This window comes from Achromobacter sp. UMC71, from assembly GCF_014170305.1.
In the GTDB taxonomy this organism is placed as follows: Bacteria; Pseudomonadota; Gammaproteobacteria; order Burkholderiales; family Burkholderiaceae_B; genus Achromobacter.
This window is the reverse complement of sequence record NZ_LZZT01000045.1, coordinates 262,743-279,908: the sequence shown is the minus strand read 5'-3', so window position 1 is coordinate 279,908 and position 17,166 is coordinate 262,743. Positions and strand designations below refer to the sequence as shown.

15 protein-coding genes are annotated in these 17,166 nt (G+C 68.4%); 5 read left to right on the top strand and 10 right to left on the bottom strand.

The annotated features are described in order from the left end of the window. Positions 1 to 17: 17 nt before the first annotated feature. Complete coding sequence (locus tag A9974_RS22160; protein WP_183006316.1) at positions 18 to 749, top strand: hypothetical protein; 732 nt, start codon at positions 18 to 20, stop codon at positions 747 to 749. Between the two features lie 27 nt (positions 750 to 776). Here A9974_RS22160 and eno read toward each other — a convergent pair whose 3' ends face one another. Further along, positions 777 to 2,057, bottom strand: coding sequence for a phosphopyruvate hydratase (gene eno / locus A9974_RS22155; protein ID WP_183006315.1), 1,281 nt, complete (start codon positions 2,055 to 2,057; stop codon positions 777 to 779). Positions 2,058 to 2,281: 224 nt separating this feature from the next. On the opposite strand from eno, the gene A9974_RS22150 reads away from it, so the two are divergent. From A9974_RS22150 to sodC, 3 genes are all read left to right on the top strand, one after another. Beyond that, on the top strand, positions 2,282 to 3,151 hold the full coding sequence (locus A9974_RS22150) for a LysR substrate-binding domain-containing protein (RefSeq protein WP_183006314.1): 870 nt from the start codon (positions 2,282 to 2,284) through the stop codon (positions 3,149 to 3,151). 188 nt (positions 3,152 to 3,339) lie between these two features. Then, positions 3,340 to 4,584 carry a DUF445 domain-containing protein gene (locus A9974_RS22145; protein WP_183006394.1) on the top strand — a complete coding sequence of 415 codons (1,245 nt, stop codon included), beginning with the start codon at positions 3,340 to 3,342 and terminating at the stop codon, positions 4,582 to 4,584. 209 nt (positions 4,585 to 4,793) lie between these two features. Then, entirely contained in the window at positions 4,794 to 5,318 is a 525-nt protein-coding gene (gene sodC / locus A9974_RS22140; RefSeq protein ID WP_183006313.1) for a superoxide dismutase family protein, read from the top strand. A 42-nt stretch (positions 5,319 to 5,360) separates the two neighbouring features. Here sodC and A9974_RS22135 read toward each other — a convergent pair whose 3' ends face one another. The 6 genes from A9974_RS22135 to A9974_RS22110 form a co-directional block, all read right to left on the bottom strand. Continuing rightward, positions 5,361 to 5,996 (bottom strand): glutathione S-transferase family protein, encoded by a 636-nt coding sequence (locus tag A9974_RS22135; RefSeq protein ID WP_183006312.1) that lies wholly within the window; start codon positions 5,994 to 5,996, stop codon positions 5,361 to 5,363. 212 nt (positions 5,997 to 6,208) lie between these two features. Beyond that, a complete protein-coding gene (locus tag A9974_RS22130) occupies positions 6,209 to 7,429 on the bottom strand; it encodes an MFS transporter (RefSeq protein WP_183006311.1) in 1,221 nt (406 codons plus the stop codon). A 139-nt stretch (positions 7,430 to 7,568) separates the two neighbouring features. Next, on the bottom strand, positions 7,569 to 8,360 hold the full coding sequence (map, locus tag A9974_RS22125) for a type I methionyl aminopeptidase (RefSeq protein ID WP_183006310.1): 792 nt from the start codon (positions 8,358 to 8,360) through the stop codon (positions 7,569 to 7,571). Further along, positions 8,361 to 8,606 (bottom strand): ParD-like family protein, encoded by a 246-nt coding sequence (locus A9974_RS22120; RefSeq protein WP_025137936.1) that lies wholly within the window; start codon positions 8,604 to 8,606, stop codon positions 8,361 to 8,363. Positions 8,607 to 8,794: 188 nt separating this feature from the next. Further along, the gene (locus tag A9974_RS29535; protein WP_255468291.1) at positions 8,795 to 9,949 is read right to left on the bottom strand and encodes a PAAR domain-containing protein; all 1,155 of its coding nucleotides are present in this window, start codon (positions 9,947 to 9,949) and stop codon (positions 8,795 to 8,797) included. A gap of 36 nt (positions 9,950 to 9,985) precedes the next feature. Next, positions 9,986 to 10,237 carry a hypothetical protein gene (locus A9974_RS22110; protein ID WP_183006309.1) on the bottom strand — a complete coding sequence of 84 codons (252 nt, stop codon included), beginning with the start codon at positions 10,235 to 10,237 and terminating at the stop codon, positions 9,986 to 9,988. A 142-nt stretch (positions 10,238 to 10,379) separates the two neighbouring features. Here A9974_RS22110 and tssA point away from each other — a divergent pair, with 142 nt between their 5' ends. Next, on the top strand, positions 10,380 to 11,492 hold the full coding sequence (gene tssA / locus A9974_RS22105; RefSeq protein WP_183006308.1) for a type VI secretion system protein TssA: 1,113 nt from the start codon (positions 10,380 to 10,382) through the stop codon (positions 11,490 to 11,492). Between the two features lie 97 nt (positions 11,493 to 11,589). On the opposite strand, the gene A9974_RS22100 is transcribed toward tssA, so the two are convergent. The 3 genes from A9974_RS22100 to tssM are packed head-to-tail and all read right to left on the bottom strand — an operon-like array spanning position 11,590 to position 17,131. After that, positions 11,590 to 12,384 carry an OmpA family protein gene (locus A9974_RS22100; RefSeq protein WP_183006307.1) on the bottom strand — a complete coding sequence of 265 codons (795 nt, stop codon included), beginning with the start codon at positions 12,382 to 12,384 and terminating at the stop codon, positions 11,590 to 11,592. Positions 12,385 to 12,386: 2 nt separating this feature from the next. Further along, positions 12,387 to 13,370: a type VI secretion system-associated protein TagF gene (gene tagF, locus A9974_RS22095; protein ID WP_183006306.1), complete on the bottom strand. Its 984-nt coding sequence runs from the start codon at positions 13,368 to 13,370 to the stop codon at positions 12,387 to 12,389. Then, on the bottom strand, positions 13,367 to 17,131 hold the full coding sequence (gene tssM, locus A9974_RS22090; RefSeq protein ID WP_370539674.1) for a type VI secretion system membrane subunit TssM: 3,765 nt from the start codon (positions 17,129 to 17,131) through the stop codon (positions 13,367 to 13,369). The genes tagF and tssM overlap by 4 nt, the downstream gene beginning before the upstream one ends. Positions 17,132 to 17,166 lie beyond the last annotated feature (35 nt).

The window sequence follows — 17,166 nt, the reverse complement described above, 5'->3', positions numbered from 1 at the left end:
CTCAACGAGGGCAGCCCGTGCCGCAACCGCTTACCGCCCGTCGCCTGCTAGGCCAGACGCTACGCCAGTTTCCCCAGCAGGTGCCCGGCATGTTCGCCGCCGCGCCGTTGGCGTTCGTCCTGTTCGTGTTGTCGCTGCCCGGCGCGTTGGTATTGGATCAGTTCGGCGGCCCGATAGAACGCTGGCTGCTGCTGGCCGCGGTCGTCTGCCTGCTGTCTCTGGCCCGCTTGGCGCTGGCGTGGCAGCGCCATCTGGCGCAGGCACCGAGCCCGCCGCTGCGCCCGGATGGCGCCTACCTGCGCATGGTGGTGCTGATCGCCGGCGCGCTCCTGCTGGTCGCCGGCCTGAAATCCCTCAGCACCACGTTGGGGGTCGCCCTGTATTTCAAAATGCCGGACACGCCCAGCACGGTTTTCCTGACGCTCATGCTGCTGCTGTGGCTGGCGCTGTGGCTGCCGGTGATGCACCGGATGGGCGCGTGGTCACTGAGCCTGCCGCAGGTGGCCCTGACCGATCGCTTTGGGTGGCAGCAATCGCGCCAAGCGCTGCGCCGCCGGGTCTGGCCGTTTTCCCTCATGCTGCTGATGCTGACCGCGTCAACCGCGGTGGCGACAGGGTCGCTGACCACGGCGTGGCGCACGGGCTGGGCCAACGCCATCACCACGGCCGGGGCCGCGCTGATTCTCAGCGTGGCGTTGATCCTGGCATTCGCGATCCTGTGCGCGACAGCGTATCGCGACCGGGAATGAGCGGACGGCAAGCTGCTCAGCCGCGCCTCAGGCGCGCCGCGTCAGCGCGCCGGCGCCGGCATACACGGCTGCCGCGCCCAGCTCGCGTTCGATGCGCAGCAGCCGGTTGTACTTGACGGTGCGGTCCGCGCGCGACAGCGAGCCGGTCTTGATCATGCCGCAATTGGCCGCCACCGCCAGGTCGGCGATGCTGGTGTCTTCGGTTTCGCCCGAGCGGTGCGACATGACCACGCCATAGCCCGCGCGGCGCGCCAGCGCCAGCACCCGCCAGGTTTCGCTGAGCGTGCCGATCTGGTTGATCTTGACCAGGATCGCGTTGCCGATGCCTTGTTCGATACCGGCCTGGAACAGGTCGGGATTGGTGCAGAACACGTCGTCGCCCACCAGCTGGCAAGCGTTGCCCAGCGTGGCGCCCAGCACTTTCCAGCCAATGGCGTCGTCTTCGGCCATGCCGTCCTCGATCGACACGATCGGATAGTCGCGCACCAGGCCGGCCAGGTATTGCACCTGGTGCTCGGCGTGGCGCAATAGGTTTTCGCCGTGGTAGCGGTAGCCTTGCGCGTCATGGAATTCGCTGGCCGCGGGGTCCAGCGCCAGCGCGATGTCGGCGCCTGGCCGCAGGCCCGTCTGTTCAATGGCGGCCATGATGAAGTCCAGCGCCTCGGGCGCGTTGCGCAGGGTCGGTGCAAAGCCGCCTTCGTCGCCCACGTTGACGCTGTGGCCCGCCGCTTTCAGCGCGTGGCGCAGCGTGTGGAACACCTCGGCACCCATGCGCAGGGCCTCCTTGAAGCTGTCAGCGCCCACCGGCAGGATCATGAATTCCTGGAAATCCAGCGGGTTGTCGGCGTGCGCGCCGCCGTTGATGATATTGATCATCGGCACCGGCAGGGTCTGCGCCTGCACGCCGCCCACGTGACGCCACAGCGGCAGGCCCTGGCTGTTGGCCGCCGCATGCGCCACCGCCAGCGACACGCCCAACAGCGCGTTGGCGCCCAGGCGGCTTTTGTCGGCGGTGCCGTCGAGCGTGATCATGGTCTGGTCGACTTCCGCCTGCTGGTCGGCGCGCAGTCCCACCAGCGCGGCGCGCAGTTCGGTATTGACCGCGTTGACCGCGCCCAGCACGCCCTTGCCCAGATAGCGAGCGGCGTCGCCATCACGTTTTTCCAGGGCTTCGCGCTGGCCGGTGGAGGCGCCCGAGGGCACCAGCGCCAGCCCGCATGCGCCGTCGTCCAGGCGGACCTCGACTTCAACGGTGGGGTTGCCGCGGCTGTCCAGCGCTTCGTGGGCGGTCAGGTGGGTGATGTGCATGGCATGTGCTCCGAGGAGGAAAGGAAAATCGTCAGGTAATTGAAATAAAGCGGCACCAGGCGGCGGCAACCCGCAGCGCTTGAATCGCTGCATGGACGCTGCGCGTATATGGCGATTTCCTGCTTAGTAGCCCCGATGGCAATGCCGCCATGCTAAAAACAGGGCTGGATTCCAACAATGCAGTTTTTCTGCCTATCCGTCAGTTTTCCTGACAGGTACCCGCCATGCGCCAACTGCCGCCCCTATCCGCTGTCCGCGCCTTCGAAGCCATCGCCCGCAGCGGTTCGGTTACGCGCGCCGCCGAAGAACTGTGCCGCAGCCACGGCGCCATCAGCCGCCATCTGCGCCTGTTGCAGGAACACGCGGGCGTGGCCTTGTTCGAAAAAGACGGCACCGGCCTGCGCCTGACCCCGGCCGGCGCGACCTTCTACACGTCGGTGCGAGCGGCCTTCGACCAGCTGGAAAACGCCTACGAGCGCCTGGCGCGTGAGTCCCAGGCGCCGGGGCTGCACGTCGCTTGCAGCGCTACGTTCGCCATGCGCTGGCTGGTGCCGCAGCTGGCCGTGTTCTATCGCAAGCACCCCGAAATCCGCATCCGCCTGTCGATGACCTCTGCTCGTGAAATGCGCAACGAGGGCGCCGACCTGATCGTGGCCTGGGACCTGTCGGGCTATGCCGAGGCCGACCGGCGCCGGGCGCTGGCGTTGGCCCCGGTGCGCTTCGGCGCGGTCTGCACGCCGGCCTATGCCCGCAAGAAGCCTGCGGCGCGTGCGCGCATCGCGCATGAATACACCTCGAGCGCCTGGAACCAATGGGAGGCCATCACCGGCCAGCCGGCGGCGCAGGGCGACACGCTGGCCTTTCCCCATACTCACTTGTGCATCGAGGCCGCGCTGTCCGGCTTGGGCGTGGCGCTGGTCGAGCGCCGCCTGATCGCGCGCGAACTGCAAGACGGCCTGCTGGTGGCGCCTTACGGTTTCGTGCCGTTCGAAGGCGGCCTGTGCGCGGTGCCGGCCGCCGGCCGCACGCGCACGGCCCACGCCGACGCCTTCATTGCCTGGCTGCGCGGCACGCTGGCCGAGCCGGACAACTGATACGCCGGCCTGGCGCGGCGCCCACCCCGGCGCAAGCCATGTCCGGCGGGTGGACTTGGTATGCTGGGCCTCGCGTCCCCGCTGGAGACTTCATGACCGACACGCCGCCTTCCTCCCGCCCGTCAGCCAGGGCGTTCGCCACGCACTCGGCGCTGGCCTCGCAGGCGCGCCGCACGCAACTGCGGCGCATGAAGATCGCCGCGCTGGCGCTGCTGGTCGCCATGATCAGCGGCTTCATCACCAGCCACGCCATGGGCGGGCAGGGCGCCTGGGCCTGGGTGCGGGCCTTCTGCGAAGCCGCCACGGTGGGCGCGTTGGCCGACTGGTTCGCGGTGGTGGCGTTGTTCCGGCGGCCGCTGGGCTTGCCGATTCCGCACACGGCCATCATCCCCAGCAACAAGGACCGCATCGGCGACAACCTGGCCGTGTTCGTGCGCGACCATTTCCTGGATCCGGACACGCTGATGGAAAAGCTGCGCGTGTTCGATCCGGCCTCGCGCCTGTCGCGCTGGCTGGCGCGGCCCAAGCAGGCGCATGCGCTGAGCGACGGCGCGCGCCGCGTGGCGCTGCAAACGCTGGACCTGCTGGACGACCAGGCCGTACGCGGCGTGATCCAGGAGTTCGTGGTGAAGAACCTGCGCCGCTGGGACGCCGCCGGCACCGCGGGCGAAGTGCTGGGCTTGCTGACGCGCGACGGCCGTCACCAGGAATTGCTGGATGCCGCGCTTGAGCGGCTGGGCGGCTACCTGGGCGATGACGACGTGAAAGAACGGGCGTCGGCGCTGCTGGTGAAATTCGCCCGCAAGGAATGGCCGCGCATCATCGCGGCGGTGGACGTCATCGCCTCGGTCGACGGCATTGCCGACAACCTGGCCGACCGCCTGGCGCGCGCGCTGGTGCAGGAACTGCGGGACGTGCTGTCCGAACCCGGCCATCCGGTGCGGCGCGACTATGAAGCCTGGGTGCTGGACTACATCGAGCGCCTGCGCGCCGACCCGGCGCTGGCCGAGCAGGTCGAAGCCTTGAAACAACGCGCCATCGACCACCCCAAGGTGCAGGAATACGTGAAAGGCCTGTGGGACGACATCCACGCCGCGCTGCGGCGCGACCTGTCGGACGAACGGTCGGCGCTGGCCGGGCACCTGGAAAGCGCCTTGCTGGCCCTGGCGCGCAAGCTGGGCGAGGACCCGGACCTGCGCGAGGCCATCAACAACCACATCCTGGGCGCCGCGCGCCGCCTGACCGGCCGGCTGCGCATTGGCGTCACCGAGCACATCTCGCGCACGGTCAAGCTTTGGGACGAGCGCCACCTGGTCGACGAATTGGAACTGAGCGTGGGGCGCGACCTGCAGTACATCCGCTTCAATGGCACGCTGGTTGGCGGCCTGATCGGCGTGCTGCTGCACGCGGGGGTGCTGTGGGCCGGCAATTGACGCCCCGCCGGCAGGCCGGGGCGGAATCGGCGCCGCGAGCCGGGACAGGCCCGCGCCGTGTGTGTATCAGGAACGAAGATTGCTGGCGAAGCGCCACGCCCCGGTGCTATTGTCTTTGCCAGTCTCCGATGCCTGGCAGCAGGTCCGGACCACACCCACCGCCCACCCGGACGGTGCGCAACCCGCGCAAGATCCCAGGAGGCAAGTCCATGAAGAAACTCTCGATACTCGTTGCAACGCTGACGCTGGCCGGCGCCTCGGCCGCGGCCCAGGCCGAGAACGTCGCGATGTCGTTCCTGACTCCCGACGGCGTCGGTAAAAGCGCGGGCACGATCTCGCTCAAACAGACCAAGGCCGGCCTGCAGTTCATGCCCAACCTGACGGGCCTGCCGCCCGGCGAGCACGGCTTTCACGTGCACGAAAAAGGCTCGTGCGACCCCGGCATGGTGAACGGCCAGATGGCGCCCGGCGGCGCGGCCGGCGGTCACCTGGATCCGCACGGCACCAAGGCCCACAAGGGTCCCGAGGCCACCGACGGCCACACCGGCGACCTGCCCTTTATCGTGGTGGCCGCCAACGGCACCGCCAAGCAAGCCGTGGTGGCGCCCCACCTGAAGCTGGCCGATGTCAAGAAGCACGCACTGATGATCCACGTGGGCGGCGACAACTACAGCGACACGCCCCAGCCGCTGGGTGGCGGAGGCGCGCGCCTGGTCTGCGGCGTGGTGAAGTAAGTCTTTCCTCCAGGCCGCAGCCGTGGCCTGGACGGGCGCCCGTCAAGCCGTGCCGTTGCGTCCGTAAAGCAGATACCCCGGACGCTCGGCCAGGCGGTCGTAATAGGCGGCCACCGCGGGCAGCGGTGGCCGTTCGCTATTGGCCAGCGGCGTGCAGAACCACCGGTTCACCGACAGGCCGACGGCAATGTCGGCCAGCGTGAAGGCATCACCGGCCACATAGGCTCCGGTATCCGCCAGGCGCTGTTCCAGGATGCCCATGAAATGCGCCCAGTCCCGGCTGGAGGCCAATATCGCGGCTGGGTCCTGGTGCGCGGGCGATTGCCGTGCCAGGCCCATGAAGGCATAGCTCCACGACCGGTTCAGGTCGGTCGCCTGCCAGTCCAGCCATTGATCGACGCGGGCGCGGCGCCGGGGCAGGTCGGGGTATAGCGCATCCGTCTTGCCGTATTGCCCGGCCAGGTAGCGGATGATGCTGTTCGATTCCCACAGCACGAAGTCGCCATCGCGCAGCACGGGCACCATGGCGTTCGGGTTCAAGGCCAGGAAGGCCGGGTCCTGCGTGGGCTGAAAGCCCACGCCCCAGTCTTCGCGTTCAAACGGCAGGTCCAGTTCGGCACAGGTCCACAGGACCTTGCGGACGTTGATGGAAGAGGCCTTGCCCAGGATGTTCAGCATGTCGGAAGCGGCGCCGGCCGGGCGCGATGAACGAGGAGTCGGAAAGCAGGCGCCGCGCGAGGACGCCTTGCAGCACCGGGCCAGTCTAGCGGCAGGCGGCGCGGCCCGACAGATACAGATCCGCCGATCCGTGGGCGCAACAGAAGTCGCGGTGCCAGGGCGTCACGGCATTGTGCGGGCAGTCCAGGTGAGCCACGGCGCCGCAACGCACCTCAGCCCGCCACGGCCTCGGGCTGGTTGCGCAGCCGCAGCACCGGCGAGGCGAACAGCACTCCGAATTGCACGGCAAAGCCCAGGCTGGACACCCACAGGCAGGCCTGCAGGCCTACCTGCGAGGCCAGCGCCGCGCCGATCAGCGCGCCGATCGGCCGCGCCCCGAAGGTGGCGGTGAGTATCACCGCCGACACGCGTCCCAGCAGTGCGTTGGGCGTGACAGCCTGGCGCAGGGTGGTGGTGGCAATCGTCCACAGGATCGGTCCGGCGCCGAACAGGAAGAAGCCCACGGCGGCCCAGGCGCCGGACGGCATGGCCAGGGTAGACAAGAGGATCAGGCTGGCCGCCAGCGCGCACAGCGGACCCGCCGCGATCAAGGCGCCGAAGCGCAACCGGCCAGCCAGCCAGGGCGCTGCCAGCGCGCCGGCCAGCATGCCCGCGCCATAAATGCCCAGCGTGATGCCCACGCCGGCCGCCGTCAGGCCCAGGCGCTCGACCGCGTAGGCCACGTAGACGGCCTGCAGCACGAACCAGGCGGTATTGAAAAACACCGCGGTCACCAGTACCGGCCGCAGCAGCGGATGCGCCGCGACGAAGGCCGCGCCTTCGCCCAGTTCGCGCCACAGCCGCCGGCGCGGCGTGGACCGCGGCGCTTCTTGCGGCAGGCCTGCCAGCAGCGTGGCCGCCAGCAGCGACAAGGCCGTGGCCAGGCCATAGGCGACGGATGCGCCGATCCATCCCACCAGCGCGCCGCCGACCGCCGGCCCGGCCGAAAACGCCGCGCTGCGCGCCAGTTCCAGCCAGCGGTTGGCGCTGCCCAGATCGCGCGCCGGCACCAGCGTCGGCACCAGCGCGGGCGCGGCCACGTTATAGGCGACGGTGCCGATCGCGCCCAGGAATCCCAGCGCCGCCAGCCCTCCCAGGTTCAGCCCGCCCACGGCCATCAACGCCAGCAGCCCCAGCAGGCTGGCCGCGCGCGCGCACTCGGCGGCCGTCATCAGCGCGCGGCGCGGCATGCGGTCGGCCAGCACGCCGGCCGGCAGTGACAGCAGCAGGAACGGCAGGGTCTGCGCGGTCTGCAGATAACCGGTCTGGGCCGCGCCGGCGCCCAGCGCCAGCACCGCCACCAGAGGGGCGGCGGCCAGGGCGATCTGTTCGGAAAACTGGGCGGCCAGGTTGGACGCGGCAAGGCGCCGGAAGGCCGGGGGCAGGGCGGGCATGGAGGCGGGCGGCGGCGCCGCGGAAACGATAAGGGCCCGATCATGATCGGGCCCTGGCTTGGCCGCACTCCGTTAATTGCTGTGGGCCGACATGATCAGGCGGGCGCAGGCACCCGCGCGGAATGTCCGCCGCGCGTCCTCAGGGAATCGGCGGGTAGTCGCCGAAGCCATCCGGCCAAGGCGTCAGCACTTCAAAGCCGGTTTCCGTCACCACCACCATGTGTTCCCACTGCGCCGACAGCGAGCGGTCCTTGGTGACGACGGTCCAGCCGTCGGGCAGTTGCTTGGTCTGCGGCTTGCCGGCGTTGATCATCGGCTCGATCGTGAACATCATGCCGGGCTGCAGCACCATGCCTTCGCCCGGGCGGCCGTAGTGCAGCACCTGGGGATCGTCGTGGTAGATCTGGCCGATGCCATGGCCGCAGTACTCGCGCACGATGCTGAAGTGCTCGCGGTGCGCGACGGTCTGGATCGCGTGGCCGATGTCGCCCAGCGTGGCGCCCGGCTTGACGGCCAGGATGCCGGCGCGCATGGCTTCGTAGGTGGTGTTGACCAGCCGGCGCGCGAGCGGGCTGGGCTGGCCCACGAAGTACATGCGGCTGGTGTCGCCGTACCAGCCGTCCTTGATGACCGCGACGTCGATGTTCAGGATGTCGCCGTTCTTGAGCACCTTGGCCGACGGGATGCCGTGGCAGATGACGTGGTTGGCCGACGCGCAGATGGTCTTGGGAAAGCCGTGATAGCCGACGTTGGCGGGAATCGCCTGCTGCACATTGACGATGTAGTCGTGGCAGATGCGGTCCAGCTCGTCGGTGGTGACGCCGGGGCGCACGTGTTCGGCAATCATGTGCAGCACTTCCGCGGCCAGGGCGCCGGCCTTGCGGGCCATGGCGATATCGGCGGCGGACTTGATCGAAACCTTCTTCGCCATTTACGCGGCCTCCTGCTGGCCGGGCTGCGGCTGCCCCTGAGACAGGGCCGCGATGCTGAAGCCTTCCGCCTGCTCGATGCGGATCAGCAGCTGACAGATGTCGGCGTGGCGCAGTTCAGGGTACAGCTCGGACAGCATGCCGATGCGCATCCAGTGTTCCGCCTGGGAATTGATGGACCGGCTGAGCGCGCCGCTGGCGACGCGCAGGTTTTCATGCATCTGCTCGGAGATCTTGACGATGCCCATGGTGGACGTTCCGTATATGGTTTGTATATGAAACGTATGGTACTGCGGGAGGCCGGCGTGTGCAAATCGGCGTGGCGGGATGAACCCGGGGACGCCGAATGCACGCACGCGCCGGGTGGATGCCGGCGCCTGCGATGCCGAGGGGGCGTCGGCATCCCGCGCCTTGAGTCCCCGCGCCGTCGGCGGCCTCAGGCGCTTTGCGTCGCTGGCGCCTTGTCCAGCAGATTCATGCCGTCCAGCAGCGCGTAGCGCGCCGGGTACTGGGACCGGGCGTACTGTTCGCAGCCTGTGCCCTGGGTCGCCACGGCCATCACCACGAATTCCGCGAAGTCTTCTTGCGGACCGGCCTTGGCATACTCGGAAGGCACCTTGCCATCGGACCGCGCGGCGGCCGCCCAGGCTTTCATGTCGACCTGTGTGTTGTTGGCGTAGCTGTGGGCCAGCTCGTGTAGCACCGCATGGTCGATCATGCCCTGTTCGCCCGGCATGCTGTAGAGCGTGATGCGGGAGAACACCGTTTCGCCTACCGTATGGGCCTCGCGGGTGGGGTCGGCCCACGGCGGGCCCTTGACGACCTGCGCGTTCAGGCGGGTGACGCGGTCTTCCAGCGACATGCCACGCGCGATCCGGATCTGCAGGTCACGGCCTTGCAGTAGCGCCTTGGGGGCCGCGCCCAGGCTCTTGGCCACCTGTTCGGGCTGCGGCTGGGGCTGCTCGGTCAGGCGTTCGGTGATCTCGGCGGGCGAGCGCTGCAACAGGTTGCCGGTCCAGGGCGATTCACGCGGCTCCAGCACCACGGGCACGCGCTGGCCGCCCGGCCAGGCTTCGTACATGACGCACTTGTCGTCCCCCTCGCGGGCCTGGCCGGCCGGCGGCTGGTAGGCCGACGGACCGGTCATGCGCACGGGCGCGCGCTTGGCGTCGAACATCTGCTCGGTCAGTTTCAGGGTGTCGTCCACGTGGCCGCATTTGGCGGGCGCGTCCTGCGGCGCAATCGCCTCGGCCAATGCCGCCGGCGCCCCGGCCCGCACGGCCGCCGCAGCATCATTCACCCCCGCGCCGCCGCCCGCGCCGCCGCCGTGCTCCAGCTGATAGAACTGCTGGCTGGCGATCAGGGTGGCGCCGCAGGACGTCTTCATGCCTTCCAGCGCCGTGCGGCGGTCCGAGCTGACGCTCTGCACGCCTTCGACGATGGTGTGCTGGCCCGCGCATTTGGGGCAGGTGACGCGGTCGCCCAAGCGAGCCATGGGCTGGCCGAAAATCTGGACGGATTCATCGCCCGTGACGACCACGCCGCCATGCGAGGTGCGGTCGCCCTTGCGTATTACGGATCGCTGCGCCATGGCCGTCCGTTGCTCCGATAGTGAAGTTATGTCTGCTTACAGATAGGTGCCGTCAGGCGCCATGCGGGGAGGCCCCACCACGAAGGTGCCGTCCGGCGCCATGCGTACCGGACCGCCGCTGCCCACGTAGCGGCCGTTGGGCGCGCGCTGCGGCGTGCCAGCCACGTAGGTGCCGTCAGGCGCACGGGTGATCGGCCCGCCGTCGCCGACGTAGGTGCCGTCCGGGCAGCGCCGCGGCGTGCCATTGATGAAGCGGCCGTCGGGCATCATATGGAATGACTTGTTCATCGTGACTCCCAGTTTTTGGAGAGCTTGAATGATATCCAGGGTGCCTGATGCGCTTTGTAATAGGACGTGTCATCTTAGAACGTAACGTCGTTACAGATATGGGATCATCGCTGCTTTCGACGCCGCCACGACTCAGGAACCTATGAGCGATATCGACGCACTGTTGCAGCCCATTCCCGGCCCGGCGCCTTGTGGCGCCGACATGGTTTTCTCGGCTGAATTCGACGCCATCCGCGAGGCCCGCCGCCACGACGATCCGCACCTGGACCAGGGTGATTGGGTCATCGACATCAAAGAGGCCGACTGGCCGCAAGTCATTCGCATCTGCACCGAGGTGCTGACCCAGCGCAGCAAGGATGTGCGCGTGGCCGCTTGGCTGGCCGAGGCCTGGGCCAAGACCCGTGGCTTTGCCGGCCTGCGCGACGGCTTCCTGTTGGTCGATGGCCTGTGCCGCCACTATTGGGAAGGCCTGCATCCCGTACCCGACGAAGGCGACGCGCAGCAGCGCGTCGGCAACCTGGCCTGGCTGCTGGCGCGCTCGCAGCAACTGGTGCGCGAACTGCCGTTGACGCAATCCGAAGGCGGGCGTTTCGGCGCGGTGCTGTGGGACAGCGCCAGCCAGTTGGCCAATGCCATCAAGCGCACGCCTTCGAACGCGGCCGACATGTCGCGCGGCAAGGTCACGCTGGACCAGTTCGATGCGGCTCGCCGCGACACGCCGCCGGCGTTCTATTCTGATCTCGAAAGCCAGCTGCAAAGCTGCTTTGCCGCGGTGGACGTGCTGGAACTGACGCTGACCGAACGCCTGGGCGATGACGGCCCGGCGTTCACGCCGCTGCGCACGGCCCTGCAGGACGTGACCGAACTTGTGCACCGTTTCGCCCGCGAGGCCGGCCTATTGGTGCGCGCCGACCTGGCGCCGCCCGCGGCCTCGGCCGTATCGCCGGCCGGCGCGCCCGCCATCCGGATGGAGCCCACCTTGACCGCTGCCGCCGACCTCCCGTCCGCCGCGCCCGCACCCGCGCGCGGCCCGCTGCAAACCCGCGATCAGGCCCTGGCGCAATTGCGCGAAGTGGCTGAATTCTTCCGCCGCACCGAACCCCACAGTCCGGTGGCCTACCTGGCCGACAAGGCGGCCAGCTGGGGCGAAATGTCGCTGCACCTGTGGCTGCGCACCGTGGTCAAGAACGGCGAGGCCCTGTCGGGCCTGGAAGAATTGCTGGGCGTGCCCAAGCCGCCCGACAGCAACGGTTGATGCGGACAGGGCCCCAGGCGCTGCCGGGGCCCGCAAAACGGCGTGTTGGCCGCCGGTCCAGCCGCCACGCCCTTGGCCGTGGCGGCTGTCTCCCTGCTTACCGGCTGGCCCGGAATTCGATGCGGCGGTTCTTGGCGCGGCCCTCGGTCGTGGCGTTGGTGGCCACCGGCTGGTCAGGTCCCGCGCCCAGCGTTTCGAAGCGTCCGGGCGGCAAGCCCTTGTCCACCAGATAGGCCCTGACCGCGTCGGCGCGCGCCTGGCTCAACGCCAGGTTGGTGCTGCGGCTGCCGGAGCTGTCGGTGTGCCCGATGATCTGCACCTTGTCGCTATGCAGCTTGGGCACCACGTCGGCCACCTGGTCCAGCAATTCGCGGCCGCGCGCCGTCAGCGTGGCGCTGCCGGTCTCGAACTCCACCACGCGGTTGGTCAGCACCTTGTCGAGCAAGCCCTGTTCGTCCTTGCCGGCCGCCACGCGCAAGCCGTTGACGATCTTGTAGGTGGGGTTGAGCGAGGTGGCGAAGGCGCTGGCGATCTGCTGGCGCGAGGCCTCGTTCTGCACCTCGCCGCGCAGGCGGATCTGGGTGCCGTCGACTTCCAACTGGCCGCGGTTGATCTGTTTGAGCGGCTGGCCGATCAGCTTGCCCACGTGTTCGGACCAGTTGGGCGGGGCGACCACGCCGCCCACTTCGATCTGATCGATCACATTGCCCACGCCATACACCTGCTGCAGCCGCGTCAGCACGTCGGCCTTGGTGGCTTCGTCGGGCACGGCGCCGCTGGCCACCACCTGGCCCGGCTGCGGGATGACATTGGCGGGCACGACGGTCGCGCCGTCTTGCGCCGCGGCGGCGGACGACAGCAGCGCCGCCAGGATCAGGAGAGAGACGCGCATGGTCAGGCTCCGGTGAAGACTTCGCGGTAGGTATCCAGCGCCAGGCGCAAGGACAACCGCGGTTGGTCCAGGTAGCTGGACAGCTTGGCCAGGCCATGGCTGGCCGACACGTGGTTGCGCACCCAGGGCGCGTCTTCCAGCACGATGTGCTGCTCGGCAAAGGCCTGCGGCGTAGACAGCAGGCTGGCCAGTGTCTGCGGCGAAGCGCCGCGAAAGCCCGCCACCAGCCGGTGCTTGCCGGCGATGCGGCCGATGAATACCGTGATCTCGAAGTCGGCGCGCGACAGGAACGGCGCGATCAGCGTCATCCAATACGAGGCCACCAGATTGCGGTAGAGCGGATCGTCGGGCAGCGGCAGCGCCAGGCCGCGATCCAGTTGCGACGAACCGCTGGACATCACCGGTTCGAGCAGGATGCCCAGCGCCAGGATGATGTCGTGAATACGGGCCGCGTGGCCATTTCCGCGCAGCATCGCTTCCAGGCGTTCCACTGTCTGCAGGTCGACAAAGGCGTCAAAGCCGTCATCGGCCTCGGTGCGGATCTCGCCCTCCAGCTCGTTCAGCGTCTGCAAGGCCGCGCCGGGGTCGGCGTCGGTCATCAGCAGCGCCGCCGTGCCGCTCATGCGGTTCCATAGCCGGCTGAAGGCCATGGGGCTGCGGGCGATGAATTCCAGCGGCCGCTGCACCTCCACCGAGGTGGCGGACAGGAAGGGGAAGCGCCGGCCCGACTGATCGCGGCTGGGCTGCAGGTGGCCGGCGATGGCCAGCTTGCCGCGCGAGCCCAGAATGGCGAACGGCATCGGCTCGGCCTCGTCGTACAGCGTCTTCCAGTGCGGCTCCTGGGCCAGCAGCTCCATGGTGTTGGCGACCCAGGCGTCCAGCGTGGCCATCAGTTGCGGGTGCGAGGTGTTCTTGACGAAGTCGCCGCGGGCCGGGATCTTGCCGAAGTAGGCCGTGCGGAACAGGGGGGACTGCAAGTTGCTCATTGCGGCGCTCCGGGTCGCGTCTGGGCGGAGGATTCGGGGGAGGCGCCCACCACCGAAGAGGGCAGGCGCAGGTTGCGCAGGCCCTGGCTGCCGCCGGGCTCGCTGCCGCCGGCGCCGGGCGCCTGGGCATTGCTGATGATGCGCAGTTTCACGGGGACCGTCACGGTGGACTTGGCCCAGCTCATATTGAAGCTGCCGTCCGCGTTGGCGGTGCGCTGGGCGGTCGCGATCAGGCGTTCCAGGCCGAAGCGGCCCGGTTCGTTCACGACCTCGACCACGCTGCCGTCAAACAGGGTGGCGGTGATGCGCGCGCCCGGCGCGCCTTGCGCGTTGGGCCACACGAAGTTGACCCACTGCGGCGGCGTGTTGCGGTAGCGCAATTGCTGGCCATCGATCTCGATGGTGTATTCGGTGACGCCCGAGGCCGGCTTGGGCTGGATCTGGAACAGCGTCTGCGGCTGGCTGGACGCGCCGCTGCCCGCCGCGCCGCCCGACAAAGGCGCCACCCACTGCGCGAAATTGGCCGTGAAGGTCGGCTGCAGGCTGATGCCCATGTCGCCCCACGTGCGCGCCGTCAGGATGTCGCCGCGGCGCACGGTCAGCGGGCCCAGCGTGTCGTTGACGTACTTGGCGATGCTGCCCTGCGGGCCGAATACCTGGCCGATTTCGTCGCTGCTGGCCTCGACGCTGGCGCGCGCGGCAAACGGGTACTTCTCGGCCAGCGTCAGGTTGAACGGCTGGTAGATCTGGGCGTTCCAGACTTTGTTCAGCTCGGACTCGGCCGGTTGCATCGCTACGGAGTAAGCCTGGATCAGTGGCCGCACCAGCAGCGGCCGCAACGTTTCACGCTGGGTGGCCGACAGGCCCGCCAGCATCTGCTCGTCCACCAGCTTGAGCGCATCGGCCAGTTCCGAATCCTTGCCCTCCAGCGTCTGGCGCAGCAGGATCAGCGAGCCGGGGCCGGGGTCGCCCTGATTGTTCAGCAGGTTGAAGCGAGTGCGGATCTTGGACAGCGCACCCATGTAGTTGCCCAGCAGCGACTGGTTCTCGCGCGTGACCACCAGGCGCGCCACGTCCGAGAATTCGCGGCCCACCGGGCCCATCGGAATCGCTTCGCCATTGGCCGTGGTGGTGGCCGCCGGCGCGGGCGGCGTCTGGCGCAGGATCACGCGCTTGAACCAGCCCACCACGCCGCTTTGCGCCTGCTGCAGGCCGGCGTTGATCAGCGACGGGTTGTCCCACGAGGTCTGTTCGTAGGTGGTGTTGATCAGCTTGGCGATGGGCGAGGTCTGCGGATCGCCCAGGCGGTTCATCGCGCCCACCGACTGCTCGAAGCTGGTGAACGGCTTGATGGTGACGCCGCGCAGGAACTTCTGCCATTCCTGGGCGTATTCCGTCTTGTACATCGTCGCCAGGCTTTTCTGGATCTGCTCGGGGCTGCCGTCCAGCGTCAGGTCGTCGCGTGCGTTCACGCCCAGCACCCAGTCGCTGGTCTGCACTTCCTTCTTGGCGGCCTCGTTGATGGCGGGCTGGATGTACTGTTCCCAGGCTTCGCGGGTGAAGGTGCCGGGGATGGCGTAGCTGCCGGCCACCACACCCGCGTCGTTCTCGCCGACGATGCGCGCCACCGTCATGGTCTGGAAGCGGGTGGCGGCCCGCGCCTTCAGGGTGGCGTAGGCGCGTTCGCGCGCCGGCATGCCCTGCATCACGGCGCGCAGGCTGGCGCGGGTCTTCTCGACCAGCGCCAGATTGGTGTCGATCTGCGGCCAGCCCGCATCGGGCGCGCGGCTGACGTAGAACGAAATCAGGCGCTCGCCGCTGCGGATCAGCTGGTCGCGCGGCATCGCGCCGCGATTGGTTTCAAGCCAGCCGCGCCAGAACCGCGTGATCTGATCGGACAGGTGGGTAGGGTCGACGTGCTGGTGATTGGCCATCATCAGGTACGTCTTGAGCGCGTTGTAGGCGTCGTCGGCGTTGGTCGGCGAGGCATCCTGGAACAGCGTGTCGCCGCCCGGGTTGTGCGGCGTGCGCGGGGCCTGCGGCGCCGGCTGCGGCGTGCCGCCAGCGGCCGCGGCGGCGCCGGACATGTCCACCTTGGCCAGGAAGTCTTCCAGGCTGGCCTTGACCGGACTCAGCATGAACTGGCGCGCGCCGTTGTAGTACTCGGCCAGCAGGCGTTCCTTGAGCACGTCGCCCTGGTACAGGCCCAGGCCCAGCGACCACGGCCGGCTGGACGAATAGCGGTCCAGCTGCTCGATGCGGTCCTGCAGGATTTCCATGGCCTCCAGGCGGCTTTGCAGATCGGTGCGTTCGCTTTGCAGTCGCACTACCTTGTCCAGGTCGGCCTGCACGTTCTGCGCCAGCTGGCGGTTGCCCAGGTACGACCAGCTCCAGCCGCCCAGCACCAGCCCCAGCGCCAGCACCAGGCCGAAGAAAGTCAGATAGCGCATGCGCGTCTTGGCCGGGCTGGCGTGTTGGCGCACCAGCTTCTTGTCGGCGAAGATCACGCTGGAAAACAGGTCGCGCAGGAAAAATCCGTTGTGCGACGACACATTGCGGGCCTGGCCTCGCGGCGCCGGCCGCAGGTCGAAGCGCTCGGCCAGCCGTTCGGTCGACGTGCTTTGCGACACGCCTTCCTGCAAGGCGCTGGTGAAGTAAAAGCCGCGGAATACCGGCTTGTACTGGAACGGATTGGTCTCGAACAGCGTCGACAGGAACGTGCGCAGCGCGGGCTTGACGCCCGCGAATTCCAGCGGGAAGGTCAGCAGGCCCGGCGGCAGGTCGCGGCTGTTGCGCAGCGATATCTGCGCGGTGCCCATTTCCTTCAGGCCTTCGTACAGCTCGTCGAAGCGTTCATCGAACAGGGCCAGCACGTCGCGGTTCTCTTCCGCGCCGTAGGGCAGGGTGGCGCCCCAGACCCGGTCGCGCTCGCGCTGGTCGTTGTCGGAGAAAAACTCGCTGAAGCCCGAGATCAGGTCGGCCTTGGTGAAGATGATGTAGACCGGCGCAAACACTTCCAGCCGGTCGGTCAGCTCCTGCACGCGCTGGCGCAGGTTCTTGGCCAGGTTGATGGCGAACTCGGGGCCCGCGCCCGTCAGCTCGTCGATGCTGGCCGCCACGATGATGCCGTTGATCGGCGCTTTGGGACGATAGCGCTTGAGCAGGTCCAGAAAGCCCATCCATTCATTGCGGTCTTCTTCGTGCACCGAATAGCGGCCCGCCGTGTCCAGCAGGATGCCTTCGGTGGTGAAGAACCAGTCGCAGTTGCGCGTGCCGCCCACCCCGCGTACCGCCGCGCCGTTCTTGTCGGCGAAGGGAAATTGCAGCCCCGAATTGATGACCGCGCTGCTCTTGCCCGCGGCCGGGTTGCCGATCACGATGTACCAGGGCAGCTCGTACAGCGCTTCGTTGCCCGACACCTGCCCGATCTTGGACGTCTTGATGGTGCGCACCGCCTGGATCAACCGGGTGCGCAGCGCCTCGACCTCGCCGCGGTTGGCGGCGGCCGCACCCGTCTGCACCTGCTGTTCCAGCATGTCGCCCAGGTTCTTGTTGGCGCGCCGCGCACGGCGCCGGCGCCACAGGAAGGCGCACAGCCAGAGAAACAGGAAGATCCCCAGCGCGATGCCCGCCCATACGAGGCCGATCTCGACCGTGTCGGCGAACAGGAACAGGAACACGACCAGGGCGATCAGGCCGATCGCCATGAACAGGCGCGGGTTGCCCAGCGCGCGTGAGGTCCAGTGCCTGCCTTCGCTCATGGCGCTGGAAATACCGGAGAAGAAACCTGAAGGGC